At 61.7% G+C, this 19,662-nt stretch carries 24 protein-coding genes; 6 read left to right on the forward strand and 18 right to left on the reverse strand.

Annotated elements, in window-relative coordinates; all coding sequences use genetic code 11:
- Positions 1-6: 6 nt before the first annotated feature.
- Genes ABH15_RS06525 through ABH15_RS06545 form a run of 4 tightly spaced genes read right to left on the reverse strand, consistent with a single transcriptional unit; the run spans position 7 to position 4,121 of the window.
- Positions 7-1,554, reverse strand: coding sequence for a beta-ribofuranosylaminobenzene 5'-phosphate synthase (locus ABH15_RS06525; RefSeq protein ID WP_128693564.1), 1,548 nt, complete (start codon positions 1,552-1,554; stop codon positions 7-9).
- Positions 1,555-1,564: 10 nt separating this feature from the next.
- Entirely contained in the window at positions 1,565-2,719 is a 1,155-nt protein-coding gene (locus tag ABH15_RS06530; protein WP_128693565.1) for a cofactor-independent phosphoglycerate mutase, read from the reverse strand.
- Positions 2,716-3,180: a COG2426 family protein gene (locus ABH15_RS06535; RefSeq protein WP_128693566.1), complete on the reverse strand. Its 465-nt coding sequence runs from the start codon at positions 3,178-3,180 to the stop codon at positions 2,716-2,718. The genes ABH15_RS06530 and ABH15_RS06535 overlap by 4 nt, the downstream gene beginning before the upstream one ends.
- Positions 3,181-3,191: 11 nt before the next feature.
- Positions 3,192-4,121 carry an NAD-dependent epimerase/dehydratase family protein gene (locus tag ABH15_RS06545; RefSeq protein ID WP_164913728.1) on the reverse strand — a complete coding sequence of 310 codons (930 nt, stop codon included), beginning with the start codon at positions 4,119-4,121 and terminating at the stop codon, positions 3,192-3,194.
- A 40-nt stretch (positions 4,122-4,161) separates the two neighbouring features.
- On the opposite strand from ABH15_RS06545, the gene ABH15_RS06550 reads away from it, so the two are divergent.
- The 6 genes from ABH15_RS06550 to ABH15_RS06575 all read left to right on the forward strand — a co-directional run bounded on the left by ABH15_RS06550 (position 4,162) and on the right by ABH15_RS06575 (position 8,797).
- Positions 4,162-5,034 carry a methanogenesis marker 12 protein gene (locus ABH15_RS06550; RefSeq protein ID WP_128693568.1) on the forward strand — a complete coding sequence of 291 codons (873 nt, stop codon included), beginning with the start codon at positions 4,162-4,164 and terminating at the stop codon, positions 5,032-5,034.
- A 62-nt stretch (positions 5,035-5,096) separates the two neighbouring features.
- Positions 5,097-5,714 (forward strand): 6-phospho-3-hexuloisomerase, encoded by a 618-nt coding sequence (gene hxlB, locus ABH15_RS06555; protein WP_128693569.1) that lies wholly within the window; start codon positions 5,097-5,099, stop codon positions 5,712-5,714.
- Between the two features lie 224 nt (positions 5,715-5,938).
- Positions 5,939-6,481, forward strand: a complete 543-nt coding sequence (locus ABH15_RS06560) for a pyruvate ferredoxin oxidoreductase subunit gamma (protein WP_128693570.1) — start codon at positions 5,939-5,941, stop codon at positions 6,479-6,481.
- Entirely contained in the window at positions 6,481-6,741 is a 261-nt protein-coding gene (locus ABH15_RS06565; RefSeq protein WP_128693571.1) for a 4Fe-4S binding protein, read from the forward strand. Before ABH15_RS06560 ends, ABH15_RS06565 begins: the two co-directional genes overlap by 1 nt.
- Positions 6,742-7,896 (forward strand): pyruvate ferredoxin oxidoreductase, encoded by a 1,155-nt coding sequence (gene porA / locus ABH15_RS06570; protein ID WP_128693572.1) that lies wholly within the window; start codon positions 6,742-6,744, stop codon positions 7,894-7,896.
- Position 7,897: 1 nt separating this feature from the next.
- Positions 7,898-8,797, forward strand: a complete 900-nt coding sequence (locus ABH15_RS06575; protein WP_128693573.1) for a thiamine pyrophosphate-dependent enzyme — start codon at positions 7,898-7,900, stop codon at positions 8,795-8,797.
- Positions 8,798-8,841: 44 nt separating this feature from the next.
- On the opposite strand, the gene ABH15_RS06580 is transcribed toward ABH15_RS06575, so the two are convergent.
- The 14 genes from ABH15_RS06580 to ABH15_RS06645 all read right to left on the reverse strand — a co-directional run bounded on the left by ABH15_RS06580 (position 8,842) and on the right by ABH15_RS06645 (position 19,638).
- Positions 8,842-9,453, reverse strand: a complete 612-nt coding sequence (locus ABH15_RS06580) for a DUF5803 family protein (protein ID WP_164913657.1) — start codon at positions 9,451-9,453, stop codon at positions 8,842-8,844.
- A complete protein-coding gene (gene thrC / locus ABH15_RS06585) occupies positions 9,384-10,598 on the reverse strand; it encodes a threonine synthase (RefSeq protein WP_128693574.1) in 1,215 nt (404 codons plus the stop codon). The genes ABH15_RS06580 and thrC overlap by 70 nt, the downstream gene beginning before the upstream one ends.
- Positions 10,599-10,674: 76 nt before the next feature.
- Positions 10,675-11,430, reverse strand: coding sequence for a metal-dependent hydrolase (locus ABH15_RS06590; protein ID WP_128693575.1), 756 nt, complete (start codon positions 11,428-11,430; stop codon positions 10,675-10,677).
- A gap of 8 nt (positions 11,431-11,438) precedes the next feature.
- Positions 11,439-12,239, reverse strand: coding sequence for a nitrilase-related carbon-nitrogen hydrolase (locus ABH15_RS06595; protein WP_128693576.1), 801 nt, complete (start codon positions 12,237-12,239; stop codon positions 11,439-11,441).
- Positions 12,236-12,445: a hypothetical protein gene (locus ABH15_RS06600; RefSeq protein WP_128693577.1), complete on the reverse strand. Its 210-nt coding sequence runs from the start codon at positions 12,443-12,445 to the stop codon at positions 12,236-12,238. Before ABH15_RS06600 ends, ABH15_RS06595 begins: the two co-directional genes overlap by 4 nt.
- 4 nt (positions 12,446-12,449) lie before the next feature.
- Entirely contained in the window at positions 12,450-13,100 is a 651-nt protein-coding gene (locus tag ABH15_RS06605; protein WP_128693578.1) for a MarC family protein, read from the reverse strand.
- 197 nt (positions 13,101-13,297) lie between these two features.
- A complete protein-coding gene (ndk, locus tag ABH15_RS06610; protein ID WP_128693579.1) occupies positions 13,298-13,747 on the reverse strand; it encodes a nucleoside-diphosphate kinase in 450 nt (149 codons plus the stop codon).
- Positions 13,748-13,753: 6 nt separating this feature from the next.
- Positions 13,754-13,945, reverse strand: a complete 192-nt coding sequence (locus ABH15_RS06615; RefSeq protein ID WP_128693580.1) for a 50S ribosomal protein L24e — start codon at positions 13,943-13,945, stop codon at positions 13,754-13,756.
- 5 nt (positions 13,946-13,950) lie between these two features.
- A complete protein-coding gene (locus tag ABH15_RS06620) occupies positions 13,951-14,160 on the reverse strand; it encodes a 30S ribosomal protein S28e (RefSeq protein WP_128693581.1) in 210 nt (69 codons plus the stop codon).
- Positions 14,161-14,170: 10 nt separating this feature from the next.
- The gene (rpl7ae, locus tag ABH15_RS06625) at positions 14,171-14,539 is read right to left on the reverse strand and encodes a 50S ribosomal protein L7Ae (protein WP_128693582.1); all 369 of its coding nucleotides are present in this window, start codon (positions 14,537-14,539) and stop codon (positions 14,171-14,173) included.
- A 197-nt stretch (positions 14,540-14,736) separates the two neighbouring features.
- The gene (locus tag ABH15_RS06630; RefSeq protein WP_241648031.1) at positions 14,737-16,746 is read right to left on the reverse strand and encodes a DUF2298 domain-containing protein; all 2,010 of its coding nucleotides are present in this window, start codon (positions 16,744-16,746) and stop codon (positions 14,737-14,739) included.
- The gene (locus ABH15_RS06635; protein ID WP_128693583.1) at positions 16,733-17,707 is read right to left on the reverse strand and encodes a lysylphosphatidylglycerol synthase transmembrane domain-containing protein; all 975 of its coding nucleotides are present in this window, start codon (positions 17,705-17,707) and stop codon (positions 16,733-16,735) included. The genes ABH15_RS06630 and ABH15_RS06635 overlap by 14 nt, the downstream gene beginning before the upstream one ends.
- A complete protein-coding gene (locus tag ABH15_RS06640) occupies positions 17,691-18,410 on the reverse strand; it encodes a dolichyl-phosphate beta-glucosyltransferase (RefSeq protein ID WP_128693584.1) in 720 nt (239 codons plus the stop codon). The genes ABH15_RS06635 and ABH15_RS06640 overlap by 17 nt, the downstream gene beginning before the upstream one ends.
- Positions 18,403-19,638, reverse strand: coding sequence for an NAD(P)/FAD-dependent oxidoreductase (locus ABH15_RS06645; RefSeq protein ID WP_128693585.1), 1,236 nt, complete (start codon positions 19,636-19,638; stop codon positions 18,403-18,405). Before ABH15_RS06645 ends, ABH15_RS06640 begins: the two co-directional genes overlap by 8 nt.
- Positions 19,639-19,662 lie beyond the last annotated feature (24 nt).

Below are 19,662 nucleotides of genomic sequence, written 5' to 3' on the forward strand. Positions count from 1 at the left end.
GGCGCTTCATATCACCGTTACGTCCGCCCCGGTATTTCTGGCCTTCGTAAGGACGATGGATCCCCCGGGATCGCCGAGCACATCTCTCGCCGCCCTGATGACGTCGTCCATACCGGAGTCGCCGATGGCATAGACCGTCGGGCCGAACGAGCTTAAGCCCGCTCCTGCGGCACCCGCGTCGGTCAGCGCCTCTAGAAGCGACGGGACAACCGGCGGCTGCACGGTGAGTTCCACTTTCTTAAAACCCAGGTGCTGGATCCGGTTTACGGCGGTGCCGAAAGCGTCCAGGTCGTGCTCGATCAGCCCCGGGATCAGCCGCATCAGCACTTCGTGGCAGAGTTCCCGCACCTCGCCGAGGGGCACGGGGCAGTGCGTCCGGAAGAGATCGAGCTCGGTCGTCCCATGCACGCCGGCGCCGCCGTTCGGTGTGACCAGCAGAATCTGCCAGTCTTCGGGAAACGGGTGCCGGGCGATGACGGGCGGGGGCTCAACCCCGCGGGATGCGGCGGACGGCCGGAAATCCACTTTCCCGCCGGGCTGCCCGAACCGGTGTCCGCCGTCGAGGACAAAACCGCCCTGCTCGAAGACCGCCGTGCCGATGCCGGAGGTTCCGCCGCGCCCGACGACTTTCGCAAGGTCGCGGGCTGCGGCTTCCCGGTCGTAGAGTCTGCAGAGGGCTGTTCCCGCACCAAGGGCAAGCGCCGTCCCGCTGCCGAGGCCGACGTGCTGCCGGGCCGTATCATGCACCGTTATCTCCGCACCGCCCGGCAGCGAGAAGTGACCCCTCGTCGCCCGGGCGGCCTCCCCGACACGATGCCGGGTATCATCGTCGCCTCCGTATACAGCAAGTTCGCTGCTCCCTCGTGCGTCGAGGATAGTGGCGGGATGATCGAGCGCTATCCCGATGCCCCCGTCCACCCTTCCAAGGCTGCCGTTCATGTCGAGCAGGGTGATATGAATGCGGGACGGTGCGTTCACCAACACCCGCTTCCCCTCGGAAAAGGCGGTGGAGGGGAATATCTCCTCGATGGCGATCAGCGGCTGACGGTTGTGAATGATGCGGTACTTCCGCGACAGCAGCGCCTGTTGCAGATGAATGTTGAACGTCCTGCCGAGCTGCGGGTCGGCGGGGATGGTACGGGCGTCGGTGATCTCCCGCCGCGACTCGATCCGGTGCTTTCGTAAGATCCTGCCGATGGGGATATCCGCCCTGAGGAGATCGTCTCTGAAGCCGGGTGCGAGACGCCGGAGCGGCGTGAAGGAGACGGCGTAGATGAGGGTATCTCCGGTCAGACCGTCTTTCAGTTCCACCACCCGGTAGTTGACGGCTTCGCCCGGTTCGATCCCGAGTTCCGCGGCGGTCTCCGGGGCTGCCGGCGCCACTTCCTGTATCAGGGTGACGATCTCGACGGGGTGGCCGGTCGCCATCTCGAGCAGGCTCGTCACCGAACCATCGGTGCCGAGCAGCACCTTCTGGAGCGGCGCGAGGTGCCCGATCTCGTCTTCGATCCTCTGGATCTTCTCTGAAATATCGATCGGTGCCGGTGCTTTCATGGTCGTCCGGTTATCTCGAGAAGAGCATCTCAAGGAAGTCCACAGCCTGCACAAGGCCGTACGATCCCGATGCCGCTTCTCTCTCGGTGAAGGCGCGGCAGCCATCGGTTCCCTTCCCGAGGACGGCGAACGGCACGGGATCGCGGCTGTGCGTCCTCGTGCGGATCGGCGTCGGGTGGTCGGGGAGCACCGCAACCACGAGGTTGGGGACGTCGAGGATCAGCCCGATGACCTCGTCGAGCCGCTCGATCGCCCGCACCTTCTCTTCGACGCTCCCCATATGGCCTGCCTCGTCCGGAGCCTCGACGTGCATGTAGACGAAGTCGAGGCGGCCGAGAGCTTCGGCGGCGTAGCGTGCCTTGGCCTCGTAGTCGGTGTCGAGGTATCCCGTGGCGCCGGGGACGGTGATCACCTCCATCCCGGCGAGCCGTGCAATGCCGCCGAGAAGATCGACCGCCGAGATCATCCCGCCGGCAAGACCGTACTTGTCCTGGAATTGGGGGAGGTAGGGTCTCTTCCCGCCGCTCCACGGCCAGATCTGGGTCGCGGGCAGTTTCCCCGCCTGCACCCGGAGCCTGTTCGCCGGGTGATCGGCAAAGACCGCCCTGCTCGCCTCCATGCACCGGAGGAGGATTCCTGCATCTGCTCCCTTCGGGAGGTAGGGTTCGATCGGCTGGCCGACGATATCATGGGGCGGTGTGGTGGCGGCGCCCTCTCCGCCCGGCACCACCATCAGGTTCCGGTAGCTGATACCGGGGTAAAACCGAACCTCTCCGAGTACGGCATCGAGGTCCCGGAGGAGCTGTGCACCTTCGCCGCTCGATATATGCCCGGCGTTGAAGTCCTCCATCACGCCGCCTTCGATCGTGACCAGGTTGCACCGGTAGGCGACGTCGTCCTCGGCAAGATCGACGCCCATACTTGCCGCCTCGAGCGCTCCCCGGCCGGTGTACGACTCTGCCGGGTCATACCCGAGGATTGAGAGGTTGGCGATATCGCTCCCGGGCTCGAACGCATCGGGCACCGTCTGCAGAAGGCCGCATCGTCCCTCTCTGGCTATCCAATCCATATTCGGCGTGCGGGCGTATTCGAGTGGGGTCACCCCGCCGAGTTCCTCGAGCGGCTCGTCGGCCATACCGTCGCCGAGGATGACGATATACTTCATGCCAGCCCTCCGATGATCCCGACGGTTGCGAGAGTGGTTATCAGTGCGGCGATCAGAATGCCTGCGGCGATGGTGGGGAGCGCATAGCGGAAGCGTATCCCGAAGACGAAGGCCGCAGCACAGGCGGTCCACGCCCCGGTCACCGGGAGGGGCACTGCCACGAACGGCATCAGGGCGAGAGCGCCCCACTTCTCGAACCGCTCGCTGTGTTTCCTGGTCCGGTCAAAGAGCCAGGTGAAGAACCGCTCAAAGTGCCGTGAGTGCGTGGAGAGAAAGATCGAGACCGGTTCGAGCAGAAGCAGCACGACGATCACCGGGATGACGTTGCCGACGAACCCGAGGAGGAACGCCTCCGGTGCGGTGAACTGGCCGGAGAGTATGGCCGGGGGGATCGCGTAGCGCGCCTCGACGAAGGGCAGAGCGCTTGCAATCATCAGGAATAGTGCTGAAGCAATATCCATTCGTCCCTCCGCTACACGAGCATGGCGCGAACGGCCCGGCGCACGCTCTCCCGTGACGTGATCTCCGGCTCCCAGCCGAGTCCCTTCAGTTTATCGATCGCAAGCTGCATCCTCGGGACGTCGCCGACCCAGCCCCGGCTGCCGCCGGTGAACCGGTACTGCACGTCGGAGAGATTCATCTCTCGGGCGACGATATCGGCTATTGTCACGACATCGATCCAGTCTTCGGATCCGATATTGAACGTATTGACCGGACTTTTTGAATGCGCGACCCCGAATTCCAGTGCCCGGATGCATTCGCCGACGTCGAGGTAGGACTTCGTCTGCCGTCCGTCGCCGAGGATCTCGAGTTCCTGTGGGTTCGCCCGCAGCTTTCTGATAAAGTCCCAGATGACCCCGTGACCGCTCCGCTCCCCGATGATATTGGCAAACCGGTAGACCCATGCGTGCATCCCGAAGGAGTGACAGTAGGATGAGATAAGCGCTTCGCACGCAAGCTTGCTCGCCCCGTAGACCGAGATCGGTTCAAGCGGCGAGTACGTCTCGGGTGTCGGGATGATGGCGGCCTCTCCGTAGACGGTCGAGGTCGAGGTGAAGACGAGTTCCGGCACCCCGCATGCCCGCATCGCTTCGAGCACCCGGTAGGTAGCGAGAATGTTGTTGTTCACCTGCGTATCCGGCGTAAGAGCGCTCTGCCGGACGTCGGGGTCTGCAGCCATGTGGTAGACCCGGTCGGCTCCGGCAAGGTGCTGCTGCCACCCGTCCCGGAGGAGGTTCTCTTCATAGAGCTCTATCCGTTCGCCTGCAAGGTGGTCCGCAAGGTTGTTCCGGCTTCCGGCACTGCAGTCGTCGATAACCAGAACTTCGTCTCCCCGAGCCGCCAGATAGTCTACGAGGTGCGAACCGATGAACCCGGCACCGCCGGTCACGATACAGAACATCATAGAATAATATGCCTTCCATGCTATAGGATTACTGCTTATGTATATCGGGATTGATCACGGGACGACAGCCATGCGTTTTGCATCCGAAGAGGCGGAGTTCAAGATATCACGCGAGAATGCCCGTACGTTCACTATTCGGGATCTCGAGCGGCTCTGCCCCCTTGGAGAGATCGACGGGGTCGCCGTCTGTTACTCGATGGGCGACGGTATCAGCGCGATCACCGATATCCGAAAGGTTGAGAACCGCGGCATCGTCAGCCGCGAAGGGGCGGGCAAGCATATCGGCGGAGGCACCCGGGTCTACGATGAGATAGCCCGGTCGGGTCTGCCGGCGGTCGTCGTCCCGGGGTTGCACCGCGGGTCGCCGACCGATCCTCGCTTCAAGGCCTACTCGCACCAGGCGAGCCCCGAGAAGATCGGTATCGTCTACGCGGTCGCACGCGACCTTGGCGGGGATCTTGTGGTCTGCGATACGAGTTCCAACACTGTTACGCTTCTCGTTACGGGCGGCCTTTTAACGGGCGCGTTCGACGCCTGCATCTTCGCGCCCGGAACGCAGCACGGGGCTCTCGACGTCGACGCTATCCGGAAAGTCGACCGGGGTGAGTGGACCGCGAACGAGGCGTTTCTGAGCGCCGGGGTGGACTACTCGGTGCCGGAGGAGCACCGGGTGGCGGCACTTACCATGTTCGCGGCGATGGAGTGTGCTGCGATGCTGCTCCTGAATCCCGACGCGAAGGTCGCGCTCGCCGGTTCCATGGGGCCGGTGCTCGCCGCCGGTGTCGAAGGCCTGCTCGGGCGTCCCGTGGCCGTCTACGACGAGTGGTGTGCGGCACGAGGGCTTGTGCGGATTGCCCGCGACGTTTTTACCGGGAAGCGCGAGATCCTTGGTCTTGCAGTCGATCTTTGATACCTGGCGGGCGCAGACGGTAAATAGGTGGAGAGCAGAAGAGAATATTCGGAGACTACGGTATGCCGGTTGACTGCTACAGTATTCTGGATCTCATGCTTCATGCGGCATCGCGGGTGGAAGAAACCGCCCGGGCCATCAGTCAGGACGAGGCGGCACAGTTCCTTGATGAGATCCTCTCCGCGAGCAGGATTTATGTCGTCGGTGCGGGCAGATCCGGGCTGGTGGGGAGAGCCTTCGGCATGAGGCTCATGCACCTCGGGTTCGAGTCTTATGTCGTCGGGGAGACGATCACCCCCGCATTCGGGAAGGGCGACCTGCTGGTAGCCTTCTCGGGCTCCGGTGAGACCAAATCCGTTGTGGAGACCTGTGAGATCGCCCGCGATCTTGGGGGGCGGATCGCACTTATCACCGCGACGCCGGACTCGTCGATCGGTCTGATCGCCGATGTCACGGTGACCCTCGGGAACCATGAGCTCCTGCGGCCGGACGTCCCGACCGACTTTGAGGTCCGCCAGCTCACGGGGCAGTACCGCTCTGCCTCCACTGAGATAACCCCGGCCGAGACCATCTTTGAGACTGCCGCCCTCATCTTTTCCGACGCCATTATAGCCGCCCTGATGGAGGTGCGGCACTGCTCGCTCGATGAGATCAGGGGGCGGTGGGCGAACGTGCAGTAAGGCCGTCTCCGTAGCCGGAGGGGCGGAGGGCTATTTTTCTGCTGCCGCCCGTGCCTGCTTATGCATCCCTGTTCCGGAGACAGCACTGCGCAGAGATCGCAGATTCGGCGGTCTTACTATCGGTCAGAACCCAGCCGAGCCCTTTTTATAGTATCCCGGGCTGATAACGCACTGCCTACGGTTTATTTATATTATTAATCATGTAAAATTATGAGGGGTTTCCATTGAGAGAGTTACGTATCCATGGAAGAGGTGGTCAGGGCTCTGTCACTGCGGCCGAGCTGATTGCGGTCGCCGCATTCGAGAGCGGCGTGTATGCACAGGCGTTTCCCGCCTTCGGCGTGGAGCGGCGCGGTGCACCCGTTCAGGCCTTCGTCCGTTTCAGCGACAAGAAGATCCGGCTCCGCAGCCAGGTCTACGAACCTGACTACGTCATCGTGCAGGACAGCACCCTGATCAAGGACGTGAACGTCTTTCAGGGGCTGAAAGATGGCGGCATTGCCATCATCAACACCGAAAGGGCTCCCGATGGCGGCCTTCCGGAGGGGGTTAAGGTGCTGACCATCGATGCGACATCCATTGCGCTCGAGGTGCTCGGCGTACCTATTACCAACACCACCCTGATGGGTGCCTTCGCCGCCGCTACCGGAGAGATCGAACTCGGGGCGCTTGAGAATGCGCTGCGGCACCGCTTTGCAGGCAGCATGGCGGATAAGAACGTCCTCGCTGCCCGGCGTGCGTACGAGCAGACCGGAGGTGTTCTCTGATGGCGCTGAACGTTGGCTGTGCCGCACGCCCCGGCCTGGCACGGAGGAACAAGACCGGTTCGTGGCGTGTCTTCAAACCGGTCTTCGAGTCCGAGCAGTGCACGAAGTGCGGGATGTGCGCACTCGTCTGTCCCGAAGGCTGTGTCCTCGAGACCGAAGGAGGGGAGTTCGTGCCCGATTACGAGTACTGTAAGGGCTGCGGCATCTGTGCGGAGATATGCCCGAAGAAAGCGATCAGAATGGAACAGGAGGAGAAGTAAATGCTGCAGATCACCGAAGGCTCTCATGCCGTTGCCGAGATCGTGAAGCTCTGCCGGCCGCAGGTCGTCGCAGCCTACCCGATCACACCGCAGACGCACATCGTCGAGGCGCTCGCCGATATGGTGGCGAACTGTGAGCTTGATGCCGATTATATGACCGTGGAGAGCGAGTTCTCCGCACTCTCCGCCTGTCTCGGTGCGAGTGCCGCCGGCTCGCGCACCTACTCGGCAACCACGTCGCAGGGTCTCGCCCTGATGTTCGAGGTCTGCTTCAACGTAGCCGGAATGCGCCTCCCTATCGTGATGTCGATCGTCAACCGCTCGCTCGGGGCACCGCTCTCGATCTGGAACGACCAGCAGGACTCCATCTCGCTGCGTGACTCGGGGTGGATGCAGCTCTACGCAGAGGACAATCAGGAGGCGACCGATCTCCATATGATAGCCTATAAGGTTGCCGAAGACCACAACATCCTCCTGCCGGCATTCGTCTGTTTCGATGGATTCATCCTCTCCCACACCTACGAACCGGTCGATATGCCGTCGCAGGACGAGGTGGACGCATATCTTCCGGCGTTTTCGCCCTACCAGCGGCTTGACGCGAAAGATCCGATCAGCATGGGGATGTATGCGACACCGGATTACTATATGGAGTTCCGCTACGAACTCGACCGGGCGATGCACCGGGCGGGAGATGCCATCAGGCGGGCGGGAGCCGAGTTTTCCGAACAGTTCGGCCGTGACTACAGCTCGCTCGTCGAAGGTTACCGCCTCGACGATGCGGATACCGCAATAGTGGCCATGGGCTCGATCTGCGGCACCGTCAAGGATGCCATCGACGAGATGCGTGACGCCGGACGGAAGGTGGGTCTCGCGAAGATCCGGACATATCGGCCGTTCCCGGCGGCAGACCTCACAAGAGCGCTCTCCGGGGTCTCCAACGTCGCCGTGCTCGACAAGAACATCTCGATCGGCGGCGGCGGCGCCGTCGGCACCGAGGTGAAGGCGGCCCTGGCCGGTTCGGGTATCACGGTGAAGGATTACATCATTGGTCTCGGCGGCCGGGACGTCCGGACGAAGGATATCGCCGGGGTCGTCGATCTCGCGGAGAAGGGAGTTGGAGATATGTTCTACGGACTGCGGACGGAGGTGCTCTAACATGGCGGAAGAAGTAATGGGATGCGAACTCTTTGAGGCCGGGCACCGTGCCTGCGGGGGCTGCGGCCCGGCGCTTGCAGCGAGGCTTCTCCTGAACGCCACTGGCGAGAATACGGTCGCCGTGGCATCGACCGGGTGCATGGAAGTCTTCTCGACGCCGTATCCGGAGACGGCATGGAAGATCCCCTGGATTCACTCGCTCTTTGAGAATGCTGCCGCCGTTGCATCGGGGATAGAAGCGTCGCTCAAGAAACAGGGGCGTTCCGAGAAGGTTATCTGCATCTGCGGCGACGGCGCCACCTTTGATATCGGGGTGCTCTGCATCAGCGGCGCTTTCGAGCGGGGTCATGACATCACCTACATCTGCTACGACAATGAGGCCTACATGAACACGGGCATCCAGCGGTCCGGTGCGACGCCGTACTATGCCAGCACCACGACGAGCCCCGCCGGTTCGTGTTCGACCGGCAACCAGCGGCCGAAGAAGGATATGCCCGCCATCCTCGCCGCTCACGGGGCACCGTACGTTGCCACCGCGTCCATCGCCTACCCGCAGGACTTCATGAAGAAGGTGGAACGGGCGGTCAACACCCCCGGGCCGACGTACGTCCAGGTGCACACGCCCTGCTGCACCGGGTGGGGCTTTGAGGCTGGCGAGACGCTCAACATCGCCAAACTCGCGATCGAGAGCGGTCTCTGGGTGAACTATGAGATGGAGAACGGCGTCGTCACCAAAGTCCGGAAAGTAAACCGAAAGCCCGTCGACCAGTACCTCAGCACCCAGAAGCGTTTCCGCCACCTCTTCAAACCGAAGCGGCGGGACGACGAGATAGGCCAGATTCAGGCTATTGCCGACCGAAATGCCGAGAAGTACGGCATCGATATCAAGAAGAAAGAGTAGGGCAAAAAGCCCTCAAGAACCTTTTTTAGGCTGTCCCCTGACAATCACTCTTCCCGCAGCCGGGCGAGGAGGTAGGGGAAGAGCAGCACGACCGCCATCACGACCCAGATGGTGCCGAAGGTGTTGAGCAGGATCTCGCGCCCGGGGTCGTAAAACCGCAGCTCGATATAGGTTGTCCGCGGCCACGCGACGGTGACCGTATCGTTCTCCCCGGCACCGATCTGCCCGCCGGGACTGACCATGCCGAGAAGCGGGTTTCGGATATCAAGCCCTTCCGGAATGACGGTGGTGACCGCATACGGCTCGTCGAAGAATGCCTGCAGGTGGTTGTTCCGAATAGCCCCGCGGTAAGTCGCGGTGTAGTTGCCTTCGGGGAAGGTGATGGTGCCGGCATCCTCCCACATGATCTCGACGGCACCGTCCGGGCCGGTTACCAGCAGATCCTCAACGTCGAGCGGGACACGCTCGCCGAGCATTCCCTGCCCCCAGAATCCATGCTCGGTTCCGGTGATCTCCACCGTTGCCCGGTATGCGGTGCCGTTCTCCAGTACCTGGTACTCTGCGGAGAGGGCGCCTGCCGGGACGATTATGAGTGCAAGTGCAATGCAGAGAGCAAAGACTGCAGATCTGCATCGATCTCTATCGGAGGTTCGCATTGTTTCACCACCGTTTCCGGGTCTTTCAGCAGGTGTCCGGTGACCACGCAGACGATCCGTTCGTCGCGGTCGATGATACCGCTCTCGACCAGTTTTCGCACCCCGGCGACGGACGCTGCGGATGCCGGTTCGACGCCGATCCCCTCTTTCCGTGCGAGGTCACGCTGCATCATGAGGATCTCGTCGTCCGTCACCGAGGCCGCGATGCCGCCGGTCTGCCGGATGGCGGTGAGCGCCTTTTCGGCGTTGACCGGAGCGCCGATCCTGATGGCGGTCGCCACCGTCTCGGGATTCGCTTCGGGGATCAGCTCGGGGAGGTTCTGCTCGATGGCATTGACGACCGGAGCGGAACCTGCCGCCTGAATCCCGGTCATCATGGGGAGCCGGTCGATGAACCCGAGTGCTATCAGTTCCTGCAGGCCTTTATGGACTGCGGAGATATTCCCGGCGTTTCCGACCGGCAGCACCATCCTGTCGGGGACGACTCCGTGCAGCTGGTCGATCACCTCAAAGCCGATCGTCTTCTGGCCTTCGAGCCGGAAGGGGTTGACCGAGTTTAACAGGTAGAGGCCGTGAGAGATGCAGAGCTCGTGCACCATCTCGAGGGCGCGGTCGAAGTTGCCGCGGACGGAGATGACCCGGCCGCCGTGCATCAGCGCCTGGGCGACTTTGCCGACCGCCACCTTCCCGGCCGGGAGGAGCACGACCGCCGGGATACCGCCTTTTGCAGCGTACGCGGCAAGGCTTGCCGAGGTGTTTCCGGTACTCGCGCAGGCAACGCTTGTCTTGCCGAGTTCGAGCGCCATGCTGACGCCGACGGTCATGCCGCGGTCTTTGAACGAACCGGTCGGATTCATGCCTTCGTGCTTGGCATAGAGCTCGGCAAGTCCCATCTCTTCTCCGAGCCTTTTGAGATGGTAGAGCGGCGTGCCGCCCTCCTGGAGGGTGACCGGCTCGCCCCTGACGGGGAGAAGCTCACGGTACCGCCATACCGAGAGGGGGCGCCGGTTCCAGACGTCTCTCTCTATGGTGAGGGTATCGATATCGTAGCAGACGGCCAGAAGATGGCCGCATCGTTCGCAGGTATAGATGATCTGATCGGGTGCATAGGCTGCATCACAGTGAACGCAGACGAGACGGTACATGCAGAAATGTTGTTCCCCGGAGTACGTATAGATATGGGAACCGGGCTGCTCCGGCAGCAGTCATCGCCGCCGGATATCAGGCTGCACGTAGCGCTCTGCCGTGCCGGACGCGTGAGGCGGTCAGAAAGAGGAGCCAGGGGAGGATGAGTGCTCCGACGGAGATCACGGCGAGTTCCCGGATCGGGACGAGTTCGAAGAACGCTGCTGCGGCGGTCGCCACCCCGATCAGGCCGAGTACGAGGGCGAACGCTCCCGGCCTGATCTCAAGCATGCTTGCGGTTCGGATCATGCCGCAGGTACGGACGCGGCTGAACGGATAGAGCCAGGCGACCCCGGACGGGGTGCAGGTATCCTCCATGAGGTGGAAGAAGCAGCCGGCGAAGAACGCGATCCCGAAGAGAGGGATCCGCGGCATCGGTTCCCACCCGTGCCAGAGGAAGATCGCCGAGATGTAGGCAAGGAGCACGAAGGTGGTCATGGCAATCCCGATCAACGAGTGGAGCAGCCCGCGGTGCTGGTGCCGGTAGCGCTTCCCGAATGCGGCGAGGAAGAAGAGGGAGAGCGGATAGTAGATGAGATACCTGATGGTATACCCGAAGACGGGGAGGACGACGGCTGCGGTGTTGATGATATGTCCGTGAACCCCTTTCAGCCCGTGAATCTCCCGATGAAAGATGGCGGCGTCGGTTGCATCCGCGTCGGGAGCGAGAGCACCGACGAATACGCCGAGCAGAGCGATGCAGGTCAGTTCTATACCGAGGATCGGGACGAGCGGTGCCAGCAGGATGCCGGCCGAGAAGAGGCTGATGAGTACGTGTTGGCTCCCCCGCATGGATGTCTCTATCTATTAGAGAGCAATCTGTGATAAAGGTCACTTCTGCGGTCTTTCAGGGCAGGAATGCGGTTTCGTGCATCGTGGATGCGGCCCGGATCGAGCGGTGCGAGGATCAGGTCCTCACCGGCCCCTCCCCGGGCGATGATGGTGCCTTCGGGGTCGGCCACAAGGGACGATCCGCACTGCGGGTCGCCCGCGTGTCCCGATCCGCCCGCATTGATCCCGGCGACGTAGTACTGGTTTTCAAGCGCTCTGCTGCCGACGAAGATCTCGAAGTGGGCAAGCCTGCTGCACGGCCAGGCCGAGGGAACGAGGACGCAATCGGCGCCTGTTTCGGCATACGCCCGGAAGAGCTCGGGGAACCGGAGATCGTAGCAGATTGCTATCCCGAAGGTCGTGCCGCCGACGGCGAAGGTGGCGAGCGCATCTCCCGGTGTGCAGTGCCGGTCCTCGCCCCCGGGCGAGAAGAGGTGCATCTTCGCGTAGGTGGTGAGGATGCTGCCGCTCCGGTCGATAGCGACGGCGGTGTTCCGGGGCTTATCCCCCGTGTACTCGAGAAACGATCCGAGAACGGCGACCCCGTGGTCGCGCGCCGTCGCCTGGAGTGTGGTGATTGTCGGGCCGTCGATCGCCTCCCCGCTTCCGGCGGGGACCGTCGGCGACCAGCCGGTCGCGAACTGCTCCGGGAAGCAGACGAGATCTGCCCCCGCTGCGGCGGCCCTGGCTGCCAGCGTGTCCGCCCGGTGCAGGTTCTCTGCCGGTTTGCGGCCGAAACCTGCCACCTGGGCGATACCGATCGTACTCATTTTCCTGCGGTGCTCTCTCCTGCTCCTCTGCAGCCTGCGAGAAGGGCGGCCGCGCCGATGACGACGAGCACTGCGAGCGCCACCATGATGTACGGTGCAAGCGGTACGGGTACCTGGAAGATCATCGCCCCGATGATGATGCCCCCGGCGATGATGCTGAGACTGGTGAGTAGTGCCCCCGATGTTGTCAGGTCCGGTATATGCATATGGTTATCCTCCTTTGAGCAGGGGGAATGCGGTCTGTATTCCGAGAATGATGAACTGCACCGCTATTGCGATGAGCAGCATCCCCATAAGCCGGTTGACCGCCCGGTACTCCCGCTGCCCGATGCGTTTTGTGATATAGTCTGCGTTCTTCATCATGTAGTAGGTAACAAGGATGGAGACGACGACCGAGAGCGGGACGATAAGGAGCGCCAGAACGTTCATATCCATTGCTTCGTTCATCAGCACGATCGCGGTCGTAATAGCCCCCGGTCCCGTGATCATGGGTATTGCAAGCGGCATGACGGCGATATCGTCGGCCTCCTGCCCCTCGTACTTCTCCGTCGCGGTCATCTTTGTCCGGGAAGTCTTTGCGTAGACCATCTCCATACCGATGCCGAAGAGCAGAAGCCCTCCGGCAATCCTGAACGCCTCGATCGTGATGCCGAAGAGCTGCAGGATAAATCCTCCTGCGATTGTAAAGACGAGGAGAACGATGAGAGCGAACCTGCTCGCTTCCCACGCAGTCCGCACCTTGCTCTCGCGGTCCATAGTCTCCGTGAGCGAGACGTAGATCAGGGTGGCGGCGAGCGGATTGATCACGATGATCATCGACGAGAAACTTAAGAGCACAAAGCTCAGCAGATCGCCCGCCATCGTCCATATGTGCGGCAGATTTTGATATAGGGTTTTTGGTTTTGCGGGATACGGGAGCATAAATCCGGTTGTGGCGGGAGGAAGCCGCCGAACGATAGGAACTATGTATGGTGCCGGGTATCCGGCAGTACGCCGGAGAAAAGGCAGCTCCGCTCCGTAAGCAGCGTCTTCAAAAAAAGAATACCCCGTTTGGGGTATTACTCGTACAGCATGCCCTGGTCGATTCTGGTGTATGCGACCAGTTCTGCGGGTGTGAAATGGATGCCGATCTCACGGTCGGCGCTCTCGGGGGAGTCGGATGCGTGGATAACGTTCCGCCCGATATCGAGAGCATAGTCCCCGCGGATGGAGCCGGGTTCGGCCTCGGCGGGGTTTGTGGCGCCGACGATCCGGCGGACGATCGGAACCACGTTCTTGCCTTCCCATACCATCAGGAAACAGGGGCCGCTCATGATGTACTGCTTGAGCCCCGGGAAGAAGGGTTTTTCAAGGTGCTCACGGTACTGGTCGGCGATGCGCTCCTCAGGGAGCCGTTCGAGCTTGGCTCCGACCATCTTGAGACCTTTGGACTCGAAACGGGAGACGATCTCTCCGACGAGTCCGCGCTGTACGCCGTCAGGCTTGACCATAACGAAGGTGCGGTCCATCCTGCATCACTCTTTGCCACGTGCCTTGCGGCCGGCGGCCGTCCAGTCGACACGGCGCGGCACCCTGCCGAGCTTGTAGTTGTTCTGGCACTTGGTGCTGCAGAAATAGAAGATGGCTCCGTCCCTGCGGACGAACATCTTGCCGGTACCGGGCTCGAGCTGCTCACCGCAGAAACTGCACACGTATGTTTCTACCATTCTCTTCACCGTCTCGAGAGTTTCTTGGCCTCGCGCTCGGTTTCGAGCAGCGAGAGGATATCGCCTTCCCGGATCGGTCCGACCGTATTGCGGGTGATGATACGCCCTTTGTTCGGCCCGTCGAGAATGCGGCACTTTACCTGCTGTGCCTCACCGTGCATCCCGGTGATGCCGATGACCTCAATCACTTCTGCGGGCGTTCCGTCGTTTGCCATAGATACTACCTCACGCTCTCAGTGCGCTGACCTGCTTGGCAATCTCGTCGACGAGTTCCTTTGCCTTGCCGGGCTTTACAATTGCAGCAGCTGCGGAACCGACGTCGAGGCCGCTTGCGGCGCCGATATCGTTCTGCTTGCTGATGAAGATGTACGTGATCTGCTTCTCGTCGCAGAGCGGGGGCAGGTGCATCACGATCTCTTCAGGCTCAACATCTGCGCCGATGAGAACCAGCTGGGCGATGCTGCGCTCGACTGCCTTGGTCGCTTCGTTCGAACCCTTCTTGACCTTACCGGTGTCGCGTGCGATCTCAAGTGCCTCAAGCGCTTTATTCTGGATATCATCCGGAATCTCAAATTTAACGTATACCTTTGCCATAACTCACCTCATTCAGGAGTAGCGTGTCTCCTTCATCATTCATCAGCTGATGATCGAATGTAGCTGTATTATTTTAATGACCGGAGGGATAAAGGTTTGTTATCGGGGTGAATACCCCCGCCGGTCATCCGAAAGCCTGCCGTACCATGCCGGGTGGCCGCTCTCTTCCTGCCGGGCTCTTTCCGGCTGAAATACGTCTATTCAGGGGTTATCCGGTAGATCTGTACGCCCCGTTCGTTGTAGATCTCAGAGAGCCCGTCCGTCGGAAGGGAAACTGCGTACTTCTCCCGTTCCGGATCGCCGACGTAGAGGAGCGTGGCGTCGTACTTCCGCATCAGTTCGACGGTGTGCGAGGGCTCTTCGTAGATTGCACGAACATCGTCTATTCGTCCGGAGACCGCCGGCCAGTCGTTCCGCCACATATACTCGTGGAACGGCATGCCGATGATGGTGGGGATCCCCGTAAACGACGAAATACGCGAGTAGTAGGTGTAGTCGCCGCCCTCAGCCTCGACGATCCGGAGATCCCCGCTAAGGTTCCTGAGGTATGCCACCGCCGCTGCGTCGCCGGGGTGCGCACTCTCGAGGTATGCGAGCCCGTCGAGCGTATGGGTGCCGTAGCCGAAGTCGACGTTGATCGCGAACGGCGCGGCGAGAAGGAGCACCACCGCGAGCGCCGGAAGTGCCCGACCGAAGCGTTCCGGTATTCTCTCCATAACCCCGGTTGTATCGAGCCACCTTGCCAGGATGGCGAAAGCGGCGGTGCCCATCAGGATCCATGCCGGCAGATAGAACTTGAAGATGGTATTCATCCGGTAGTAGGTCTCGCCCATGTTATCCTTCAGGTAGACAAGCTCGGTGATGAGGATGATGGCAAGGCCGAGAACGGCCAGTATCTCCGTCACAGAGAGTTGCCGCCGGGCGAGGAGGTAGGCGAGCGGAACTGCTGCAATGGCGGCGGCAACGTAGCCCGTTGCCAGGAACGGCACCGTGATCAGGAGGAGATACGGCCTCTTTGCGATATCGCGTGCGCAGTAGGCGAAGAAGATCGCGAGGAAGAACCCGTGAACAAGCAGAAACGACACCGGTTCTGAGGGTGCCGGCACGATCCCGATCCCTTCGACCCCGGCGCTCTGGAGCTGCAGGTAGTAGGGGAGGTACAGCGCAATCGAGAGCGGCGGCACGGCAAGAAGCAGCATCAGGGACTGTTTCGTCCCCGAGGTTTCTCTCCCCGAGCGCCACCAGATGAGAAGGCCGAATACGATGACGATTGGGGCATACACGAGTACGTCCCAGGTGTTGATCCCGGGCATCGACCCGAGGCTCAGCGCCGCAAGGGCGCAGACGACGATCCGCCCCCTCGTAGCGAGGGCTTCCCACTTCACGAGGGCGAAGATGAGGATCAGCAGCAGGAAGATCTGGTTGAAGATCCCGATGACGTGGGGGTGCACATCGCCCCAGAGCATCGAGAAGATCGGGTACTCGTTGATGGTATCGGGGATCGTCCGCGTGCTCTGCCAGAGCACGTCAAACCAGGTGCTGCCGATAAGGATCTGGTAGATCGCGGAGGGGTTCGGGATGAGGAGAACGAGGAGCAGGAGCCACCGGTAACGCTCCATGATCAGGTGCCCGAGGGCGTAGAGGGATACGGCGGCAAGACCGAATACCGTCGGGAGGGCGAGGTTGAAGGTCACCGGTGAGGGGACGCCGGTGACGAGGCCGAACGCTCCGAAGATCCAGTACCCGAGGTAGTAGTACACGGCAAGCGTCCCCCCCGCATACCAGGGGTCGAGGGGCGGAACCACCGGTGTCTGCATAATCGACGCGATGAAGGCGTGGTCCATGAACTTTTCGGCATACGAGATGGTCGGGTTGATATAGCGCACCTCGAGCATGAAGAGGAACGGTATCAGAAAGACCAGATCCCACATGGCACCCGATGAGAGTCTCTCTCGTGTGTAAAACCCTGTGTACCCGCCGTAGACGATGAGGCCTGCGAACGGGATGAGGGCGAGCCAGACGGGAAGGCCGGCGAGTCCCAGGTACCAGGATGCGATGGTGAAGATCAGGATCGAGGCCGGGTAGGCGACTGCCGGCGCAAGCCGCCCGAAGGTGCGGTCGAGAGCCGGCCAGGCTCCGAGCTGGAGTATCTTTATCGTGGCGAGCCAGGCCAGCACGAAGAGGATCTGCGCTTCACCTGCTGCCAAACGACTCCTCCATCTCAAGCTCTTTGTTGAACGCCTTCTTCATCAGGGCGACCGACCAGTCGCCGAAGTAGTAGATCGAGAGCACCCCGCCGACCAGAGTGACCATATTCTTGATCAGGTGGTCGACGACGGCTATCAGGGTCGCCGTGGCTGCGGCGGTCCCTGAAACCTCGAAGGTCAGGGCAAGCGCGAGTTCGTAGGTGCCGACGCCGCCCGGCGTGATCGGAACGGCTTTGACGAGGTTGCCGATGACGATCGCGAGCACAATTACCGCGAAGGGGATCGTCTCCTGGAACATCGCCACGACCGCGACCGCGACGAGGACGTCGACGATCCAGATGAGAAGCGAGGTTCCGCTGAGCATGGCGAGCGCTCTCGGGTGGAGCGAGGCTTCGCGGACCTCCTCGAGCACCCGGAGGAGTATCCCGATGTACTTGTTTTCAGAGTTGAATCGTCCCGAGTAGAGGAGGAAGGCGAAGAAGGCTCCTCCCGCCACGATAGGGAGGACGATGACCGTTACGAACCAGTCCGGGACGTTGAGAACGAAGGGGAGCGCGAGAAGGCCGAGCACCGCTATCATCAGGACGTCGAAGATACGCTCGACGACGATCGAGGAGAATCCCTGCGAGTAGGTGGCGTCGTCCTCGTGCTTGAGGATGAGCATCCGGACAAAATCCCCGAGGCGGGCAGGGACGATCAGGTTTGCAGTCTGGGAGACAAAGATGCAGGCCGTCGAGAACCAGACGCCCTCCTCTATCGCGAGCCCCTGTAAGATGGCGCGGTAACGCACCCCCCGCAGAAACCACGCGAACACGCAGATGATGACCGCGGCGAAGAGGAAGGGGAGAACGATATGCTCAAGCGTGATGAGGAGGCTGTCCCAGACCCGGTAGAGCATGTAGGCGATGATCGCCACCGCTACCAGGGTGGGGAGGACGATCGCACTAACTCTTCTCAGCATGCAGTTGCCACCAGAGGGAGAGGATCGCCGAACCCATCTCGACGACGTCTTTGCGCCTCACCGTTGTTCCCGCGCCCTGCCGCCACCTGACCGGGAACTCACGTATTCGGTATCCGTTCCGCTCTGCCCTGACCAGCACCTCGGTGTCCCAGAACCAGTGGTTCGACGATACGGCGGGGAGCAGGTTGAGGAGGCGCGCGCGGTCGAAGGCTTTGAACCCGCACTGGTGGTCGTGGAGGCTGCTACGCAGGATCGTCCTGACCAGCTGGTTGTATCCCCTGCTTGCTATCTCACGATCGCCGCTCCTGACGATATCGCTCGTCGGGAGCAGGCGCGAGCCGGTAGCGATATCATATCCCTGGTGGATAGCGCCGATGAGTTCGGGGAGATGCTGCAGATCAGTGGCGAGGTCGACATCGTAGTAGCAGACGATCGAGCCCTGTGCCGCCGTGAATGCGCGGTTCAGAGCCCTTCCCCGGCCGAGCCTCTCGTCGCTGTGCAGGAGGCGGATGCGTGCATCTTCCCGGGCAAGGCCGGCCACGAACTCCGCACTGCCGTCGGTGCTGCCGTCTTCAGCGACGAGCACCTCGAATCTCCCCGGAGCAATCGTTTCCAGGCACTTGACCGATCGCGGAACGGCAGTCGCAAGCGCGTCACGGTCGTTGTAGACCGGGAGAACGCAGCTGACCTCTATCTCACTCATGCGCCGCCCTCGTGTGTATCCGACGTGCGACCTCTTCTGCTGCGACGACCGACCCCTCCATGCTCCGTTCGGGGTAGTTCGGGAGGCTGAACATCCCCGCCATGAACAGGCCGTGCTGCTCGTAGTCCGGGATCTGTGACCGAAGGCCGGTTGTGTAGATCGGCCCTGCGTAGGGGTCGACGGCCATCCGGTGCCAGAGAACCTCGCGCTCCTGTACGCCAAAGCGCCTGCAGAAGTCGGTGAGCATCGTCTTTTCGAACGTCCCGGGGAGGCGCCCTGCAAAGTAGGAGGCAAGGTAGATGAGGCGGTCGCCGTTGTACCATTCGGGCGGGGCGAAGTTCGTATGCGAGACCACGGCGCCGTACGGGGCGCGGTCTTTCATGTTGAGCCAGTAGATGCCGTCCGTAACGTCCCGGGAAAGGGCGAGCGTCATGCATGCTGCCCCCTGGTACGGGATCGGATCTATCGCCATCCCGGAGATTCGTGCCGTCTCCTGCGGCGGTATCGTTGAGAGCACGATGTCATACGGCTCGCCGTCCACCAGCCAGCGCCCCCCGTCCCGCTCGATCGCCTGAATGGTTCTGCCGGTGGCGATTGAGCAGCCCTTTTGGATCAGATCCTCCCGGAGGCGGTCGATGAGGCACTGAAAACCGCCCCGCAGGTACCCAAGGCGTTCCCCTCCCGTGCCCCGGTTCGACCGGATCGCGATCCGGGAGATGAGCCAGGCCGCCGAGACCTCGTCGCTGCGCTCCCCGAACTTGCTGCGCAGGAGCGGCTCGAAGAACGATGTATAGACGCCGGAACCGAGGTTGTTGAGGATGAACTCTTTCGCGGTGACGGTGTCGAGCGATTCGAGATCGAAGCGTTTCGACCGGAGGGTAAGCACGGCAAGGCGTGCCTTGTCGGTGAGGGAGAGGTAGGGGTACTTGAGGATCTCGGTAGGGGTGGTCAGCGGGTAGGCGGTGCTTTCGGCATAGTATCCGGTGGTGCCCCGGAGCCACTCGAGCCGATCCGCAATCTTAAGCTCCTTTAAGAGGTTCAAAAGGCGGGAATCGCCGGCAAAGCAGTGGTGATAGTACTGCTCGATAGAGTAGCCGTCGATGGCATACGATGCGAGGCAGCCGCCGAGGATCGGTCTTCTCTCGACAAGGGTGACCTCCGCGTTGTCGGCAAGTTCCCGTGCAGCCGTAAGGCCGCATAATCCTCCGCCAATTATGCAAATCTTCATTGTTCACCCGGTATGTAAAAACTA

It is taken from the genome of Methanoculleus taiwanensis (assembly GCF_004102725.1).
Taxonomy (GTDB): domain Archaea; phylum Halobacteriota; class Methanomicrobia; order Methanomicrobiales; family Methanoculleaceae; genus Methanoculleus_A; species Methanoculleus_A taiwanensis.

Excerpts from the sequence above, each read along its gene's own strand:
- porA (WP_128693572.1), top strand. The coding sequence starts at position 6,742 with ATGCTGCAGATCACCGAAGGCTCTCATGCCGTTGCCGAGATCGTGAAG.
- ABH15_RS06530 (WP_128693565.1), bottom strand. The coding sequence starts at position 2,719 with ATGAAGTATATCGTCATCCTCGGCGACGGTATGGCCGACGAGCCGCTC.
- rpl7ae (WP_128693582.1), bottom strand. The coding sequence starts at position 14,539 with ATGGCAAAGGTATACGTTAAATTTGAGATTCCGGATGATATCCAGAAT.
- ABH15_RS06525 (WP_128693564.1), bottom strand. The coding sequence starts at position 1,554 with ATGAAAGCACCGGCACCGATCGATATTTCAGAGAAGATCCAGAGGATC.
- ABH15_RS06615 (WP_128693580.1), bottom strand. The coding sequence starts at position 13,945 with ATGGTAGAAACATACGTGTGCAGTTTCTGCGGTGAGCAGCTCGAGCCC.
- ABH15_RS06550 (WP_128693568.1), top strand. The coding sequence starts at position 4,162 with ATGTATATCGGGATTGATCACGGGACGACAGCCATGCGTTTTGCATCC.
- ABH15_RS06580 (WP_164913657.1), bottom strand. The coding sequence starts at position 9,453 with ATGCGAACCTCCGATAGAGATCGATGCAGATCTGCAGTCTTTGCTCTC.
- ABH15_RS06620 (WP_128693581.1), bottom strand. The coding sequence starts at position 14,160 with ATGGCAAACGACGGAACGCCCGCAGAAGTGATTGAGGTCATCGGCATC.
- ABH15_RS06565 (WP_128693571.1), top strand. The coding sequence starts at position 6,481 with ATGGCGCTGAACGTTGGCTGTGCCGCACGCCCCGGCCTGGCACGGAGG.
- ABH15_RS06635 (WP_128693583.1), bottom strand. The coding sequence starts at position 17,707 with ATGCTGAGAAGAGTTAGTGCGATCGTCCTCCCCACCCTGGTAGCGGTG.
- ABH15_RS06595 (WP_128693576.1), bottom strand. The coding sequence starts at position 12,239 with ATGAGTACGATCGGTATCGCCCAGGTGGCAGGTTTCGGCCGCAAACCG.
- ABH15_RS06605 (WP_128693578.1), bottom strand. The coding sequence starts at position 13,100 with ATGGCGGGCGATCTGCTGAGCTTTGTGCTCTTAAGTTTCTCGTCGATG.
- ABH15_RS06600 (WP_128693577.1), bottom strand. The coding sequence starts at position 12,445 with ATGCATATACCGGACCTGACAACATCGGGGGCACTACTCACCAGTCTC.
- hxlB (WP_128693569.1), top strand. The coding sequence starts at position 5,097 with ATGCCGGTTGACTGCTACAGTATTCTGGATCTCATGCTTCATGCGGCA.
- ABH15_RS06545 (WP_164913728.1), bottom strand. The coding sequence starts at position 4,121 with ATGTTCTGTATCGTGACCGGCGGTGCCGGGTTCATCGGTTCGCACCTC.
- thrC (WP_128693574.1), bottom strand. The coding sequence starts at position 10,598 with ATGTACCGTCTCGTCTGCGTTCACTGTGATGCAGCCTATGCACCCGAT.
- ABH15_RS06640 (WP_128693584.1), bottom strand. The coding sequence starts at position 18,410 with ATGAGTGAGATAGAGGTCAGCTGCGTTCTCCCGGTCTACAACGACCGT.
- ndk (WP_128693579.1), bottom strand. The coding sequence starts at position 13,747 with ATGGACCGCACCTTCGTTATGGTCAAGCCTGACGGCGTACAGCGCGGA.
- ABH15_RS06645 (WP_128693585.1), bottom strand. The coding sequence starts at position 19,638 with ATGAAGATTTGCATAATTGGCGGAGGATTATGCGGCCTTACGGCTGCA.
- ABH15_RS06575 (WP_128693573.1), top strand. The coding sequence starts at position 7,898 with ATGGCGGAAGAAGTAATGGGATGCGAACTCTTTGAGGCCGGGCACCGT.
- ABH15_RS06535 (WP_128693566.1), bottom strand. The coding sequence starts at position 3,180 with ATGGATATTGCTTCAGCACTATTCCTGATGATTGCAAGCGCTCTGCCC.
- ABH15_RS06590 (WP_128693575.1), bottom strand. The coding sequence starts at position 11,430 with ATGCGGGGGAGCCAACACGTACTCATCAGCCTCTTCTCGGCCGGCATC.